The 16,932-nt window shown below is 46.6% G+C and carries 15 protein-coding genes; 12 read left to right on the top strand and 3 right to left on the bottom strand.

The window, feature by feature from the left end; translation table 11 throughout:
• Window positions 1-9 precede the first annotated feature (9 nt).
• Window positions 10-1,761 carry an ABC transporter ATP-binding protein gene (locus CCC17_RS01220; protein ID WP_118368619.1) on the bottom strand — a complete coding sequence of 584 codons (1,752 nt, stop codon included), beginning with the start codon at window positions 1,759-1,761 and terminating at the stop codon, window positions 10-12.
• A gap of 262 nt (window positions 1,762-2,023) precedes the next feature.
• Here CCC17_RS01220 and CCC17_RS01225 point away from each other — a divergent pair, with 262 nt between their 5' ends.
• A complete protein-coding gene (locus tag CCC17_RS01225; protein WP_022426389.1) occupies window positions 2,024-2,413 on the top strand; it encodes a metal-dependent transcriptional regulator in 390 nt (129 codons plus the stop codon).
• A 54-nt stretch (window positions 2,414-2,467) separates the two neighbouring features.
• On the opposite strand, the gene CCC17_RS01230 is transcribed toward CCC17_RS01225, so the two are convergent.
• Together CCC17_RS01230 and CCC17_RS01235 are read right to left on the bottom strand one after the other, a co-directional pair.
• Entirely contained in the window at window positions 2,468-3,406 is a 939-nt protein-coding gene (locus tag CCC17_RS01230) for a DMT family transporter (protein WP_442859764.1), read from the bottom strand.
• Between the two features lie 139 nt (window positions 3,407-3,545).
• The gene (locus CCC17_RS01235) at window positions 3,546-4,778 is read right to left on the bottom strand and encodes an argininosuccinate synthase (protein ID WP_015526007.1); all 1,233 of its coding nucleotides are present in this window, start codon (window positions 4,776-4,778) and stop codon (window positions 3,546-3,548) included.
• 528 nt (window positions 4,779-5,306) lie between these two features.
• Here CCC17_RS01235 and argC point away from each other — a divergent pair.
• The 11 genes from argC to CCC17_RS01290 all read left to right on the top strand — a co-directional run bounded on the left by argC (window position 5,307) and on the right by CCC17_RS01290 (window position 16,848).
• Window positions 5,307-6,347, top strand: a complete 1,041-nt coding sequence (argC, locus tag CCC17_RS01240) for an N-acetyl-gamma-glutamyl-phosphate reductase (RefSeq protein ID WP_015526006.1) — start codon at window positions 5,307-5,309, stop codon at window positions 6,345-6,347.
• A 101-nt stretch (window positions 6,348-6,448) separates the two neighbouring features.
• A complete protein-coding gene (gene argJ, locus CCC17_RS01245) occupies window positions 6,449-7,672 on the top strand; it encodes a bifunctional glutamate N-acetyltransferase/amino-acid acetyltransferase ArgJ (protein ID WP_059086792.1) in 1,224 nt (407 codons plus the stop codon).
• Window positions 7,673-8,144: 472 nt separating this feature from the next.
• A complete protein-coding gene (gene argB, locus CCC17_RS01250) occupies window positions 8,145-9,041 on the top strand; it encodes an acetylglutamate kinase (RefSeq protein WP_022426393.1) in 897 nt (298 codons plus the stop codon).
• Entirely contained in the window at window positions 9,028-10,218 is a 1,191-nt protein-coding gene (locus CCC17_RS01255; RefSeq protein ID WP_114002194.1) for an aspartate aminotransferase family protein, read from the top strand. The genes argB and CCC17_RS01255 overlap by 14 nt, the downstream gene beginning before the upstream one ends.
• A 300-nt stretch (window positions 10,219-10,518) precedes the next feature.
• Entirely contained in the window at window positions 10,519-11,958 is a 1,440-nt protein-coding gene (locus tag CCC17_RS01260; protein ID WP_114002193.1) for a sodium:proton antiporter, read from the top strand.
• A gap of 15 nt (window positions 11,959-11,973) precedes the next feature.
• The gene (locus CCC17_RS01265; protein WP_022426396.1) at window positions 11,974-12,978 is read left to right on the top strand and encodes a cytidylate kinase-like family protein; all 1,005 of its coding nucleotides are present in this window, start codon (window positions 11,974-11,976) and stop codon (window positions 12,976-12,978) included.
• Window positions 12,979-13,279: 301 nt separating this feature from the next.
• Entirely contained in the window at window positions 13,280-13,492 is a 213-nt protein-coding gene (locus CCC17_RS01270) for a FeoA family protein (protein WP_015525999.1), read from the top strand.
• Between the two features lie 103 nt (window positions 13,493-13,595).
• The gene (locus CCC17_RS01275; RefSeq protein WP_015525998.1) at window positions 13,596-13,814 is read left to right on the top strand and encodes a FeoA family protein; all 219 of its coding nucleotides are present in this window, start codon (window positions 13,596-13,598) and stop codon (window positions 13,812-13,814) included.
• A gap of 58 nt (window positions 13,815-13,872) precedes the next feature.
• The gene (gene feoB / locus CCC17_RS01280) at window positions 13,873-16,056 is read left to right on the top strand and encodes a ferrous iron transport protein B (protein ID WP_287082370.1); all 2,184 of its coding nucleotides are present in this window, start codon (window positions 13,873-13,875) and stop codon (window positions 16,054-16,056) included.
• A gap of 72 nt (window positions 16,057-16,128) precedes the next feature.
• Window positions 16,129-16,473 carry a FeoB-associated Cys-rich membrane protein gene (locus CCC17_RS01285; protein WP_287082372.1) on the top strand — a complete coding sequence of 115 codons (345 nt, stop codon included), beginning with the start codon at window positions 16,129-16,131 and terminating at the stop codon, window positions 16,471-16,473.
• A gap of 18 nt (window positions 16,474-16,491) precedes the next feature.
• A complete protein-coding gene (locus tag CCC17_RS01290; protein ID WP_270484977.1) occupies window positions 16,492-16,848 on the top strand; it encodes a heavy-metal-associated domain-containing protein in 357 nt (118 codons plus the stop codon).
• Window positions 16,849-16,932 lie beyond the last annotated feature (84 nt).

Here is a 16,932-nt window from a genome sequence, read left to right on the forward strand (position 1 = left end):
TCTGTTTTTTCAAGCCGGCTCACCTCCCTCGTCAAAATCACCGGCGCCGCCGGTCTGTGAATGAAATACTTCCTGATAAATGGCGTTGGTCTTAAGAAGCTCCTCGTGGGTACCAAAACCGTTGATCTCACCGTTATCCATAACGATGATCCGGTCCGCGTTCTGGATGCTGGAAACACGCTGTGCGATGATCAGCTTGGTGGTATCCGGGATCTCCTCAGCAAAGGCGCGGCGGATCCTTGCATCTGTGGCAGTATCTACTGCACTGGTGGAGTCATCCAGGATCAGTATCTTCGGCTTCTTCAGAAGAGCACGGGCAATACAGAGACGCTGCTTCTGGCCTCCGGAAACATTGGAGCCGCCCTGTTCAATGAAGGTATTGTATTTGTCCGGCATTTTTTCGATGAAATCATCGGCACAGGCAAGCTGGCATGCGCGGCGGCATTCCTCCTCAGTGGCATTTTTGTCACCCCATCGGAGGTTTTCCAGAATGGTTCCTGAGAAGAGTACATTCTTCTGAAGAACAACGGAAACCTGATTTCTGAGAGATTCCAGATGGTATTTACGGACATCGATGCCTCCTACGGAAACAGAACCATCCGTTACGTCATAAAGACGGCTGATCAGGTTGACAAGGCTGGATTTTGCACTTCCGGTACCGCCGATGATCCCTATGGTCTCGCCGGAGCGGATCGAGAGATTGATATCCTTCAGAACGGGTTCCTGACTGTCTTTCTTATAGCTGAAATTTACATGATCGAAGACGATACTTCCGTCCGGGACATCTGTTACTGGATCTTCCGGATCTGTGATGTCAGCAGTATCATTGATGACTTCCGTAACACGCTCTGCGCTGGCAATACTCATTGTTACCATAACAAAAACCATGGAAAGCATCATAAGGCTCATGAGAATGTTCATGCAGTAGGTGAGAAGGCTCATAAGCTCACCGGTAGTAAGGGAGCTGCCTACGATCATTTTGGCGCCGAGCCAGCTGATCCCCAGGATACAGGCATAAACGGTAAACTGCATCAGGGGCATGTTCATGACAACGATCTTCTCAGCACTTAAGAACATTTCGTATACTTTGTTGCAGGCTTTCTGGAATTTACTGATCTCGTAGTCTTCGCGGACATAGGCCTTGACCACACGCACAGCGCCGATGTTTTCCTGGACACTTGCGTTCAGGTCGTCATATTTACGGAATACGGCCTGAAAATATACCGTTGCTTTTCTCATGATAAAGATCAGACAGCCTCCCAGGAAGATAACAGCGACAAGGTAGATGCTTGCAAGCTTTGCATTGATAAGAAATGCCATGACCATGGCACAGATCAGACTGGCCGGTGCACGGGTACACATACGAAGGATCATCTGATAGGCGTTCTGCAGGTTGGTCACATCAGTGGTAAGACGGGTGATCAGGCCGGCAGTGCTGTATTTGTCGATGTTGGAAAAAGAAAAGGTCTGGATGTTGGTGTACATGGCTTTTCGGAGGTTTCTGGCAAAGCCTGTGGAGGCCAGTGCTCCGTATTTTCCTCCCATGACGCCGGACCAGAGTCCGCACAGGGCAAGAGCTACCATAACTGCACCCATCCGATAGATATGGCCGATATTTCCGGCTTCCACACCCTTATCAATGATGGAAGCCATGGCCAGGGGGATCAGAGTCTCAAAGAGAACTTCCAGGATCATGAAAAAAGGCGTGAGAAACGATGCCTTTTTAAACTCCCTGACCTGGGCCAGAAGGGTTTTGAGCATAAAAAATCTCCTTTCTTTACTGTTCAAAAGACAGCACTACTGGAAAGGATTCCGGGCTGCTATAGAACAGATATATTGTTCAGCTACTATTATCGGGGAAATTATTTTTAATGTCAAGATAAACATGTGCGAAATGCTTGACACAACATCCTTTAAGCGGTATATTAAAAGTTAATATTCGCCTGTAGAACAGGGAAAGAATGGGCTTCAGGTCCCTTTAGAGGGTCTATATAGAGTTAAATTTTTGCAGGGAGGATTTTATATGGAGATCAGACAGTCAGCGGAGGATTATCTTGAATCAATTCTGGTTTTATCCAAAAAAGGAGGAGGAGTTCGTTCCATTGATATTGCGACCAGACTTGGTGTTTCCAAGCCAAGCGTCAGTCACGCAATGAAGCTTCTTCGTGAGGATGGTTATATTGCTATGGACCGTTACGGTACCGTGACACTTCTGGAGAAGGGGGCAGAGATCGCCAATCAGATTTATGAGCGTCACATTGTTCTTGCCAGGATGCTGGAGGGACTTGGGGTTCCGGCAGAGATCGCAATGGAGGATGCCTGCAAGATGGAGCACGACATCAGCCAGGAGAGCTTTGAGAAGATCAAGGCACATTATAATAACTTTATTAAGAAGGAAGAAAAAGCAGACTAAGAAACATGCAGACAGGCAGCCGGAAGGTAAAATACCAAACCGGCTGCCTGTTTTTTATTTATTTTCTTTTTCCGGCAGCTGTGCCAGGATGATGGCTGCAAACATGATGACACATCCAAGGAGCTCTTTTATGGAAAGCTTCTGATCTAGGAGCACCCAGCCTGCAAGCACGGAGATGCAGGATTCAAGAGAAAGGATCAGAGAAGCAACGGTGGGATTCACATTTTTCTGGCCTACGACCTGCAGGGTGTAGGCAACACCGCAGGACATCACACCGGCATACAGGATCGGCAGCCAGGCAGTGAGAATGGAAGAAATCTGCGGATGTTCCAGAATAAGTGCCGGGATCATGGACAGGATCCCGCAGACAAGAAACTGGATACAGGAAAGCTTTACACCGTCTGCCTTCGGGGAAAAATAGTCAATCACCAGAATGTGCAGGGAAAAGAGAAAAGCACATACCAGCACCAGAATATCTCCGAGGCCAATGGAAAATCCGTCTGTGATGCAGAGAAGATAAAGTCCGACCAGTGCCATGACAACGGCTGCCCATATAAAGGGACTGCATTTCTTTTTCAGGAAAATTCCAATGATCGGGACGATGACAATGTAGCAGGCGGTGATGAAGCCAGCTTTTCCTACTGTTGTGTACTGGATGCCAAACTGCTGGAAGCTGCTGGCAGCAAAAAGAGCAAATCCGCAGGCAATGCCGCCCAGCCACAGGTCACGGCTGTTATATGGCGTGGGGGATACAGCTTTTTCTGAAGGTGTTGATGAGGATTCCGGTATTGCGGAGTCTGTGGCAGCAGAGGATTTATTTCCGGAACGGTTTAGGATAAAGAGCACCGGAACCAGGACAGCGGCGCCGATCAGGGAACGGACGCCGTTGAAGGTGAAGGGGCCAACATATTCCATGCCCACACTCTGGGCAACAAAGGCGATTCCCCAGATCGTTGCGGCCAGAAGCAGGCAGAGAGAATTTTTCAGAGGCATTTTCTGTGAGTTCATGATAAAAAATCCTTTCGTTTATTAGGTATTATGTGATCAAAGCAGTATATAACAAAAGACCCCGGGGAACTTATATAGCTTCCCGGGGCATTCTTATGATCTGTCGGAACAATGTCCAACAAAATTAGTTCTGATTCTGGTTATTCTTAACTTCTGCAAGCTTCATGGCACGAACCTTCAGCGGCAGACCGAACAGAGTGATGAATCCGTCTGCATCATGATGATCATACATATCACCGGTTGTGAAGGAAGCAAGAGACTCATTGTAAAGGCTGTACGGAGAGGTTGTACCATTCTTGATGATGTTTCCTTTGTAAAGCTTGAATTTAACCTCACCGGTAACATATTTCTGAGTGGACTCAACAAATGCCTGGATAGCCTCACGGAGAGGTGTGTACCATTTTCCTTCGTAAACAACCTGTGCAAACTGGCTGCCAAGCTTTTTCTTGGCTTCCATTGTCTCACGGTCAAGGATCAGCTCCTCAAGCTGGTCATGTGCTGCCATCAGGATCGTTCCGCCAGGAGTTTCATAAACGCCACGGGATTTCATACCAACAACACGGTTCTCAACAATATCAACGATACCGATGCCGTTCTCACCGCCAAGCTTGTTCAGCTCTGTGATGATCTCGGAAACCTTCATTGCTTTTCCGTTGAGTGTTTTCGGAACACCCTGCTCGAATGTCATGGTGATCTCAGTTTCTTTATCCGGAGCCTTCTCAGGTGTTACGCTTAATACAAGCATGTCATCATAGTTCGGAGCCTGGGATGGATCCTCAAGCTCAAGTCCCTCATGGCTGATGTGCCAGAGGTTTCTGTCACGGCTGTAGCTGTGGCTTGCATCAAATGGAAGAGTGATGCCATGAGCCTTACAGAACTCGATCTCATCTTCACGGGACTGCATGGTCCACAGATCTGTCATACGCCATGGAGCAATGATCTTGATGTCCGGAGCGAGAGCCTTGATGCCAAGCTCGAAACGGATCTGGTCGTTTCCTTTACCGGTAGCACCATGGCAGATAGCAACGGCACCCTCTTTACGTGCGATCTCAACCAGCTTCTTGGCAATGACCGGACGAGCCATGGAAGTTCCGAGAAGATAGGAATGCTCGTATACAGCACCAGCCTCTACACACGGCATGATGAAGTCATCGCAGAACTCATCGACGATATCCTCGATATATAATTTGGAAGCACCGGACATTTTTGCTCTCTCTTCAAGACCGTCCAGCTCGTTTCCCTGTCCGCAGTTTACACAGCAGCAGACAACGTCATAATCAAAGGTTTCTTTCAGCCACGGGATAAGGGCTGTGGTATCAAGACCACCGGAATACGCTAAAACAACTTTTTCTTTCATAATATATGTCCTCCTGGGATTTTTTTGATTTTGTATCGCTCCGGACATTTCCGGGACGGTGAATTTTTTTACGTTATCTGGAAAAAATTATGCTGTTTTATAACTTTACCAGAGTGAATAAATATTCATGTACAACAAAACAAAATTTTCGGCTGTCCTGTCGACATGGCTTAATATACACCAGATTTTATAAATATGCAAGAGATAATTTGAAAAATATGAAAAAAAATTTGCATAAAAATACATCTAAAAGTAGGCGGTATTATAAGAAAATACAGGAAAAACAGAAAAGACCGTGAAAAATCAAAGAAAATGACTATTGCATAATATGCAGAGAAGATGTATAATCTATCCATTGATAAGATGGACATATGAGCTGGCAGTACAGACAGGTTTAAGATGTCCGTCTGACCTGGGCAGAAGGTTCAGATATCAGAAGACATAAAAAAGAGGCATAAATAAGAATAGCAAGCGCTTCTGCAGGGTGTATTAAGCCGTAGAAAAAACGGCAGAGGAGGAATGTGAAAGATGATTAAAGCAGGAATTATCGGTGCGACAGGATACGCAGGAAATGAGATCGTAAGACTTCTTCTTGGACACAAGGACGTTGAGATCAAATGGTTCGGCTCCCGAAGCTACATAGATCAGCAGTATGCAGATATTTATCAGAATTTTTTCAGGCTGGTGGATGCCAAATGTATGGATGACAACATGGCTGCACTTGCAGATGAGGTGGATGTGATCTTTACTGCAACACCACAGGGCCTTTGTGCATCCCTTATTAATGAAGAAATCCTTTCCAAATGTAAGGTGATCGACTTAAGCGCAGATTTCCGTATTAAAGATGTGAAAAAATATGAGAAGTGGTACGGGATCGAGCATAAGGCTCCGCAGTTTATCGAGGAAGCTGTTTATGGCCTCTGCGAGATCAACCGTGAGGATATTAAGAATGCAAGGCTGATCGCCAACCCGGGATGCTATCCGACATGCTCCACACTGTCTATTTATCCGCTGTTAAAGGAAGGCCTCATTGATCCGAATACCATTATCATTGATGCCAAGTCCGGAACCTCCGGAGCAGGAAGAGGAGCCAAGGTTCCGAATCTCTACTGTGAGGTAAACGAGAGCATCAAAGCTTACGGTGTTGCCACACACAGACATACACCGGAGATCGAGGATCAGCTTGGATATGCATGCGGACAGGAAGTGATGATCAACTTTACCCCGCATCTTGTTCCGATGAACCGTGGGATCCTGGTAACAGCATATGCCTCCCTGACCAAGGATGTTACCTACGAGGAAGTAAAAGCAGCCTATGACAAATATTATAAAGACGAGTTCTTTGTACGTGTCCTGAACAAGGATGTATGCCCGCAGACAAGAAATGTAGAAGGCAGCAATTTTGTGGACGTGAACTTCAAGATCGATCCGAGAACAAAGAGAGTCATCATGATGGGCGCTATCGACAACCTGGTAAAGGGTGCAGCAGGACAGGCTGTTCAGAACATGAACCTGATGTTTGGATTTGACGAGAACGAAGGACTGAAACAGATTCCGATGTGCCCGTAAAACAGGCAGATCACAAATAAAATATGGAGGATGCCGAAGGACTTTAAACGAATGAACTGCGATATTCGATCTGGCATCACCATTGAGAGGAGATATATAATATGAAGATCATCGACGGCGGCGTTACAGCCGCAAAAGGTTTTAAGGCAGCGTCAACTGCAGCAGAGATCAAATATAAAGGCCGTACCGATATGGCCATGGTATTCAGTGAGGTTCCCTGTGTGGCTGCAGGAACCTTCACGACCAATGTGGTAAAAGCAGCTCCTGTAAGATGGGATCAGGACATTGTATATAATCACCCGGGTGCAAGAGCTGTGATCTGCAACAGCGGAATCGCCAACGCATGTACCGGCGAGGAAGGATTCGGCTATTGCAGGGAAACAGCCAAGGCAGCATCCGAAAGCCTTGGGATCCCGGAAGACAGCGTACTGGTAGCATCCACAGGTGTCATCGGAATGCAGCTTCCCATCGACCGTATCGCAAACGGAGTAAAAGCCATGGCACCGAAGCTTGAGGGAAGCCGCGAGGCAGGCCTTGAGGCAGCAAAAGCCATCATGACAACAGATACCGAGAAGAAAGAGGCAGCGGTAGAGATCGAGATCGGTGGAAAAACTGTAACGGTAGGCGGTATGTGCAAGGGCTCCGGAATGATCCACCCCAACATGTGCACAATGCTTGGATTTATCACCAGTGATGTGGATATCTCAAAGGAACTTCTTCAGGAAGCACTCAGCGAGGATATCAAGGACACCTACAACATGGTATCCGTTGACGGAGATACCTCCACAAACGACACCGTCCTCCTCCTTGCAAACGGCCAGGCCGGCAATCCGAAGATCACAGAGAAAAACACAGATTATGAAGAGTTCAAAAAGGCTCTTAACTACGTAAACACAACCCTTGCCAAAAAGATCGCAGGTGACGGAGAAGGCGCAACTGCACTCTTCGAGGTCAAGGTCATCGGCGCAGCCACCAAGGCAGAAGCCGTAACCTTAAGTAAATCCGTAGTAACCTCTTCCTTAACAAAGGCAGCCATCTACGGCCACGATGCAAACTGGGGAAGAATCCTCTGCGCCCTCGGCTACTCCGGCGTCCAGTTCGATCCGGAAAAGGTAGATCTCTACTTTGAGAGCAAAGCAGGAAAGATCAAGATCATTGAAAATGGAGTTTCTACAGGCTACAGCGAAGAGGAAGCAACTAAGATCCTCTCAGAAGAGGCAGTGACAGCCATCGCGGATATGAAGATGGGAGATGCATCCGCAACTGCGTGGGGATGCGACCTCACCTATGATTACATAAAGATCAATGCGGATTATCGTTCTTGATGTAAGAGCTTTGTAGAATGTTTTTTTTGGTGGATTTTGGTTGTAGTTTTGTTTCAGTTTGTAAGCTGAGAAAACCCTTAGGGGGAGCGAGCTCAAAGTTGCGAAGCCCGCACGCTCCCCCTAAGAACCCCCTCCGTTGGGCACGCTTGGCTGTGGCATGTAGAACTTCAGTCGCCGAAGGCAGACTGACGAGCTGTTCGCCTTCGGCGAAAGCGCGTCGGAAGCGGCTGTCTGCGACAGCCTGTCCGCAGCAGGCGCTTTGCCCGCAACGCGGGCAACAGCCCGTTTCCCGTGGCCGGAGGGGAGGAGCGCGAGGAGGGGAAACGGCCTTCGGAACTCCGAGTGCCTCCCCTCCTCGCAAATCCACAGCTGTCAGCTGAGACAAAATTATAATAAAAAAGAAATCCCTCCAACATACAACAACAAAACCTTTTTCAATCCATATCATTTTTCAAAAAAAGGAGACACCCACATGGTAAATCAGAAATATCTTGACAAAGCAGAGGTTCTCATAGAAGCCCTGCCATACATCCAGCGGTTCAATCGCAAGATCGTAGTCATCAAATACGGCGGAAGCGCCATGCTTGATGAAGAATTAAAGCGTAACGTCATCAAGGACGCAGTCCTTCTGAAATTAGTCGGTTTCAAACCGATCATTGTTCACGGCGGCGGCAAGGAAATCAGCCGCTGGGTCGGTAAAGTCGGCATGGAGCCGCATTTTGTAAACGGTCTCCGTGTAACGGACAAAGACACTATGGAGATCGCAGAGATGGTTCTTGCAAAAGTAAACAAGGAGCTTGTTACTCTGGTAGAATCTCTCGGCGTACAGGCTGTAGGTGTCAGCGGTAAGGACGGCGGTCTTCTCCAGTGCAAAAAGAAGCTTTCCAAAGGCGAAGACATCGGCTACGTAGGTGAGGTTACAAAGGTTAATCCGAAGATCCTTCATGACCTTCTGGAAAGAGATTTCCTTCCGATCGTATTCCCGATCGGCTTTGACGAAAATTTTGATTCCTACAATATCAATGCGGACGATGCAGCCTGCGCCATTGCAGAGGCAGTTGAGGCAGAGAAGCTTGCCTTCCTGTCCGATATTGAGGGCGTTTACAGGGATGCAGATGATCCCTCCACTCTGATCTCCGAGCTTCGTGTAGATGAGGCTGAGAATCTGATCTCAGATGGTACTGTGGGCGGCGGTATGATCCCGAAGCTGAAAAACTGTATCGACGCTATCGAGCATGGCGTAAACAGAGTCCATATCCTGGATGGAAGGATCCCGCACAGCTTACTGCTTGAGATCTTTACAAACAAAGGTATTGGTACTGCAATTTTAAAAGATGATGGGGAGAAATATTACAATGAGCATGAATGAACAGATGGAAGAATCTGAAGCCAGTATTCTTCATACATATAACCGTTTTCCGGTAGTTTTTGAAAAAGGCGATGGTTGTTACCTCTATGATTCCGAAGGAAAGGAATATCTGGATTTTGCGGCAGGTATCGCAGTAAATGCCCTGGGCTATCATTATCCGGGCTATGACGAAGCACTGAAATCCCAGATCGACAAGCTGATGCATATTTCCAACCTGTACTACAATGAGCCGATCATTGAGGCGGGTGCCAAACTTGTACAGGCAAGCCATATGGAAAAGGCCTTCTTCACAAACAGTGGTACAGAGGCCATTGAGGGTGCTCTGAAGGCTGCCAAGAAATATGCCTACGAAAGAGATGGCCATGCAGACCATGAGATCATTGCCATGAACCATTCCTTCCACGGCCGCAGCATCGGCGCTCTTTCCGTGACAGGCAATGCACATTACAGAGAACCCTTTGAGCCTCTGATGGGTGGGGTGAAATTTGCAGATTTCAATGATCTTGAGAGTGTAAAGGCTCAGATCACAGATAAGACCTGTGCCATCATCACCGAGACCGTACAGGGAGAAGGAGGTATTTATCCGGCTACAAAAGAGTTCCTGGAAGGCTTACGTAAGCTTTGTGATGAGAAGGATATCATCCTGATCCTGGACGAGATCCAGTGCGGTATGGGACGTACCGGACATTATTTTGCATGGCAGGCATATGGAGTACAGCCGGATATCATGACCTGTGCCAAAGCACTTGGCTGTGGAGTTCCGGTAGGTGCTTTTGTGCTGAACAAAAAAGCAGCTGCAGCTTCCCTGAAGCCAGGCGACCACGGAACCACTTACGGTGGAAATCCCTTCGTATGTGCAGCAGTCAGCAAGGTATTTGACATTTTTGAAAAAGATCAGATCCTTTCCCATGTGCAGGGACTTACTCCGTATTTTGAGGAGAAGCTGGACGAACTGGTTGCAAAGCATGACTGTGCAGAAACAAGAAGAGGCAAAGGCTTCATGCAGGGTATCGTGATCAAGGGGCGTCCGGTAGGAGACGTGGTGAAAAAAGCTCTTGCAAAGGGTCTTCTGGTGATCTCAGCAGGAAGTGATGTTCTCCGCCTTGTTCCACCTCTTGTGATCACAAAAGAGGATATCGACAAGATGGCAGAGATCCTTGACGAGTGTATGGAATAATAAAAAAATAACAGATACAAAAGCAGCAGTATTTTCCGGAAAGGGTAGTGTGCCGATGGAGAATACGGCTGCTTTTTTGTCAGAGAGACAATGTATATAAATTATATAACAGATATAGAAAACAGTATTCGAAAATCTGGTCGTGTGTTTGAAAACAAACAAAAACTGCTATGATACACCGACAAAATGCACAAAAAAGAGAGAGGGTTCGAGTATAAATTGCACATCTACACAGTTGATTTTAGAACGCCATATGTTATAATTTCACTGGTAAAAAAATTTATGTGAGGGGTGAGAATTTTGAAAAAATTATTAACCGTCATGTGTACTTTTCTGACAGTATTTCTGGCATGTCCTGTGGGTGTATGGGCAGCCGGAAACGGTGGGACAGGATCTGGTGTGCCGGTGTGGCTTTGTATCCCTTTTGCGGGCCTTCTTCTGTGTGTTGCAGTGATGCCGCTGGTAAAGGGTGAGTGGTGGGAGTCACATCAGCCCGTTGTGGTTGCATTCTGGATCGTTCTTATGATCATTCCGTTTGCAGTTGTTTACGGTGCCGGAAAAACTGCGGAAACAGTACTGGAGTGCGTGATCAATGACTATCTTACATTTATCATCCTGTTATTCGGACTGTTCTGTGTATCCGGTAACATTACAGTTGAGGGTGATTTTGCGGGCTCACCAAGAGTAAATGTAGGACTTCTTGCACTGGGAACCCTGCTTTCCAGCTGCATCGGAACTACCGGAGCCAGCATGCTGATGGTCCGTCCGGTGATCAAAATGAATTCCTGGAGAAAAAGAAAAGGTCATATTATGATCTTTTTCATCTTTATGGTATCCAACATGGGTGGCTGCCTGACACCGATCGGTGATCCGCCGCTTCTGATGGGCTTCATGCGAGGAGTTCCGTTCTTCTGGAGTCTTCATCTTTTTCCGGTACTGATCCTTAATATGGTGATTCTTCTGTTTGTGTTCTATCATCTGGATATGCGCTCTTACAAGAAGGATATCGCAGAGGGACGTAAACCGGATATCAGCAAACCGGGTACCGAGTTTAAGATCGAGGGTCTTCATAATATCATCTTCCTTGTGATGATCGTTGTGGGTGTTATCTTAAGCGGAATGCTTCCAGGTATGCCTGTATTCCAGGATGCAGCCGGAAATGTAAAGGGGATTCATATTTTCGGTGAGGTTACTTTAAGTTTCCCGTCGATCATTGAGATCGTCCTGATCCTGGCAGCTGCATTTTTGTCCTTTAAGACAACGGATAAGAGGATCCGTGTGCGGAACCATTTTACCTGGGGTGCGATCAAGGAGGTTGCAGTACTTTTCATCGGTATTTTTATTACCATGCAGCCGGCCCTGATGCTTCTGAAAGCAGTAGGACCGAATCTCGGTATCACCGAGCCGTACCAGATGTTCTGGGCGACCGGAGCTTTGTCCAGCTTCCTGGATAATACACCGACCTATCTGGTATTTCTGACAACAGCGGGAACTCTCGGATTTACAAACGGAATCGCAACAACGCTGGGAACGGTTCCTGTAAAGCTTCTTTCTGCGATTTCCTGCGGTGCTGTATTTATGGGCGCCAATACATATATCGGCAATGCTCCGAACTTTATGGTCAAGACACTTTCTGACGAAAATGGTATCAACATGCCGTCCTTCTTCGGATATATGGCATGGTCCATTTGTTTCCTGGTACCGGTGTTCATCATCGATATGCTGGTATTCTTTTTATAAGGGAGGAGGATCAATATGCAGGATAATAACATTCGAGAGAAATGCAGAGAGCTTGCCACCAGACTTTATGAACTGGATGGCGAGGTTTATGAAAGCGTAGGATCTTCCCTTGGACGTACCTTCACCGGTGACAGAGAAGGCACTATCCGGAACTTAAGTGCTCTGATGTATACCAAACCGGACGGACATCTTCTTCGAAGCGAGATGGCACTGATCAGCAACATGGCCAGGACCATCAAGGATAAAGAAGAAAAAAGCCGTCTCATGAAGAAATATGATGAGATCTTTCAGGAGATCCTGACGCTGCCGGAGACTTTTGTTGCTACGGATATCATGGATAAGGAACGTGTGGCACTGAATCATATGATCAAGCGCAGGGAAAAAATCTCTGAGAATGACCATCTGGTCATCTGTATCAGCCGTACACAGGGAAGTGCCGGCAATGATATCGGTTTCGGACTGGCAGACAAGCTTCGGATCAACTATTATGATGTGGAGATCTTTGATCAGGTATTAAGGCGTCTTGAGGCGGAAAAGGGCGCGGTCAACGATGCGGAATATTTTGCGGATTTCAATAAATATGAGAAGAAGCATAAATTTGATCCCAAGGGCTGGTTCCGGGAATTCAACCGTTACCATGGTCTTCCGAAACAGGATGCGGTATTCTTTAACATGAGTGACCTGATCTGCGATCTGGCCTCAAAAGAGGACTGCATCATTATGGGAAGGTGTGCGGATGCGATCCTCAAGAACAATCACATTCCGCATATCAGTCTGTTTATCACAGCTCCTTTTGCTATCCGTGTGCAGCATGTTATGGATGTAAGGAAGATGAATATGAAGCAGGCAGTCCGTTTCCTGAAGAAGATGGACAGCCAGCACAGACGGTATTACAATTTTTACGGCGGAGCTCAGTGGGGCAAGCCGGATAACTACGATCTTTGTATCAACAGTGCAAGCTACGGAATCAATGAAACGGAGAATCTGATCCTGAAGCTTTTGAATGATCAGATCCACTAAGAGATAAAAATATGAGCAGCACGGAAGAAAGAAAAAGTTCCGGAAGGGGTTTTTAGCTTAACAGGCTGCAAACAGAAAAAGAATCAGAACAGAGTTCCTGCATTCTGAGGTAACCTTCTGCCAGACAGAAATACCTCAGAATGCAGGAACTTTTTTTATATTTTGTTTATAAAAACTTAATCTTGATTAACTTTTTTCATTTAGGGGATTGACATTCGAAAAAACTTAGTATAAACTAACCTATGAGTTAGGGCTGACTAATTAGACTGAGTTAATTAATAGAAAGAAACGGAGGGATTCCATGCAGCCGATTTTATTTTTACAGTCAGGTGATACTGGCACGATCAAGCGTATTTCCGGAGCGGAGGATACAAGAAGATTTCTTGCAGGCCTTGGTTTTGTTGAGAATGCGGAAGTGACAGTTATTTCTCAGTTTGACGGCAATCTGATCGTAAATGTCAAGGATTCCAGAGTAGCAGTCAATAAGGAAATGGCCAGACACATTATGGTGTGACCGGACTGCGAGGCAGTGACCGGTAGTGAATTTGCCCCAAACTGCGGAAGGCGCAGTTGAGGATAGATTAGGAATTGGAATATGAACAGGGAGGAAAAGAGAAATGACTTTACGTGATGCAGCAGTAGGTTCTACAGTAGTTGTTTCCAAGATCACCGGCGACCCGGCTTACAAGCGTCGTATCATGGATATGGGAATCACAAAAGGCAGCGAGGTTTATATCCGAAAGGTAGCTCCTCTTGGAGATCCGGTTGAGATCACCATCAGAGGTTATGAGCTTTCCCTGCGTAAGCATGACGCAGCATGTGTGGAAGTAAAGTAAATAAGCTTCGAAAAATGACAGAGCGTCAGGCTCTGATCTGAAAAAAGGAGGATGCAAAATGTCTGTAACAATAGCTCTTGCCGGAAACCCGAACTGTGGTAAGACTACAATGTTCAATGCTCTTACAGGCGCAAACCAGTACGTTGGTAACTGGCCAGGTGTTACTGTAGAGAAAAAAGAGGGCAAGCTGAAAAACCAGAAGGATGTAACGGTAACAGACCTTCCGGGTATCTATTCACTTTCCCCGTATACACTTGAGGAGGTTGTCAGCCGTGATTACCTTCTGAAAGAGAAACCGGATGTGATCATCGATCTTGTGGATGCAACAAACATCGAGAGAAACCTGTATCTTGCAACTCAGCTTCTTGAAATCGGTATCCCGGTTGTTATCGCTCTTAATATGGTGGATCTTCTGAAAAAGAACAACATCCATATCAATGTAAAAGGCTTAAGCTCCGCGCTTGGATGCCCGATCGTTGAGACCTCTGCTCTTAAAGGAACAGGCCTTAAAGAGGTTGTTGATGAGGCAATCAAATGTGCGAACCAGCACAGAGTACCATCTAAGCAGATGGAATTTCCGAAAGCAGTAGAAAAAGCTGTAAATGAGATCGAGGGATTTGTTCCTGCAAACATCGCTGAGGAGAACAAGAGATGGTATGCAGTAAAGCTTCTTGAGAGAGACAGCAAGGTAAAAGAAGGTCTGAACCTTCCGGCTTCTGCACAGTCCAGGATCGAGGAGATTGCTTCTGGCCTTGAGAAGGCAGAGGATGATGATACAGAGAGTATCGTAACGGATGGAAGATATCAGTACATCCAGAAGGTTGTTTCTGCAAACGTTAAGAGAAGCGGAAATAAGATGACAGTTTCCGATAAGATCGACCGTATCGTAACAAACCGTGTTCTCGGTCTTCCGATCTTTATCCTTACCATGTTCATCGTTTATTATGTATCGGTAACAACAGTTGGTACCATGGTAACAGACTGGACAAACGACAGCTTTGTGGGAACCATCCAGGGTGTTGTATCGGATGGACTCGGCAATGCCGGCGTTGCGGACTGGCTGGTAAGCCTTGTATCAGATGGTATCATCGGTGGTCTTGGTGCAGTGCTTGGATTCGTTCCGCAGATGGCAATCCTGTTCCTGTTCCTTTCCATCCTTGAGGATTGCGGTTACATGGTTCGTATCGCATTCGTCATGGACCGTGTATTCCGTCATTTCGGACTTTCCGGAAAGAGCTTTATCCCGCTTCTTATCTCCTCCGGCTGTGGAATCCCTGGAATCATGGCTTCCAAAACGATCGAGGCAGATAATGACCGTCGTCTGACGATCATGACAGCGACATTTATCCCATGTGGTGCCAAGCTTCCGGTTATCGCCCTTATGGGTGGTATCATGACTGCTTATGCAACCGGTGACTACGTAGCTGCTGGTTTCATCACACCACTGATGTACTTTATCGGTGTTGTAGCAGTTCTTGTATCTGCGATCATCCTGAAGAAAACAAAACCTTTCTCCGGTAAACCTGCTCCGTTCGTAATGGAGCTTCCGCAGTACCACATTCCGTCTGCAAAGACAGTTCTGCTTCACGTTTGGGAGAGACTGAAAGGCTTCATCATCAAAGCCGGTACCATTCTTTTCCTTGCAACCGTTATCATGTGGATCCTTTCCAGCATCGGAAATACAGGAAGCGGAATCGGATTTGTTGAGGACAGCAACGACAGTATCATGGCTATCCTTGGCGGTATCCTTGCTCCGATCTTTGCTCCTCTTGGATTTGGCAAATGGCAGCCGGTTGCAGCCTCCATCTCTGGATTCTCCGCAAAAGAGTCCATCGTAAGTACAATGGGTGTTCTTGCAAACGTAGCTGGTGATGATGCAGAGGATACCATGATCGTTGGTGCAGCGATCAAAGCATGGTTCCCGACAGCAGTAGCAGCATTTTCTTTCCTGCTGTTCAACCTGCTTGACTCTCCGTGCCTTGCAGCTATTTCTACAATGGCACATGAGATGCAGTCCAGAAAATGGTTCTGGTTTGCAATTCTCTTCCAGAACATTTTTGCTTATGTTGTAACACTTTGTGTATACCAGATCGGTCTTGTTGTCACAGGTGCCGGTTCCTTCGGAATTGGAACGATCGTAGCGCTGATCCTTGCAGCGATCCTGCTCTTCCTTCTGTTCAGACCAGATCCGTACAAGAACCAGAACGATGTTACAAAGAGATCTGTACAGGCAGCAGAGTAATTGAAAACCGGTCATACAGTAACGATCCGGTACATATGATAGCTTTGAAATGATGCTGTAAGAACAGCTGAAATGATAAGAAATGCAGGAGACCGGGGATGTAAATACCTGGTCTTCTGTGCTATAATAAGCCTGAAAAAATATGGAAGTTTTTTTACAAAAGTATTCATCAGAGGCTGGCAGCAGTTTACAGGCTGTACAGCGAAAGAAAGGGTGACAGATATGAGTATGATAGCGGATATTATTGTACTGGCACTGGTGATCGCATATGGCGTATTTGTGATCAGTTATCTCTATTCAAGAAAGAAACAGGGGCTCAGCTGTGTCGGCTGTGCCGGTAATACACGTACAGGCGGTTGTGCCGGCCATTGCTCCGGCTGTTCTGGCTGCTCCGGGTGCAATGGAATGCATAAGTGATCAGGAGGGAAAGAAATCATGGCAAATGCAATTGTTGTCATTGCTGTTATCATCATTATGTTGTTTGCCGGAAAAGGTGCATATAAACATCTGAAGGGGGAAGGTGCCTGCTGCGGAGGCGGCAGCAAGCCGGAGATCCCGAAGAAGAAGCTGGATGGAACCAAGCTGGGTGAGAAAACCATGAAGATCACAGGCATGCACTGTGAGAACTGTGTGGCCAGCGTCACAAGAGCGATCAACCGCATTGACGGTGCGGCAGCAAAAGTAAGCCTGAAAAAAGGTGAGGCAGTGGTTTCCTACGACAGAGAGATCTCCAACGAAGAGCTTAAGAAGGTAGTGGAAGACAGAGGATATCACGTAGTTTCTATCCAGTAAAGCTTTATCATAAGAATAACTTTGCCGCGGCTTCTGAGTCGGCAGATCAGAGAAGAGACTTCTCGGCGAAATGCTTAAAAATAT

This window comes from Blautia sp. LMAG:36, from assembly GCF_008680535.1.
GTDB lineage: Bacteria > Bacillota > Clostridia > Lachnospirales > Lachnospiraceae > Blautia_A > Blautia_A fusiformis.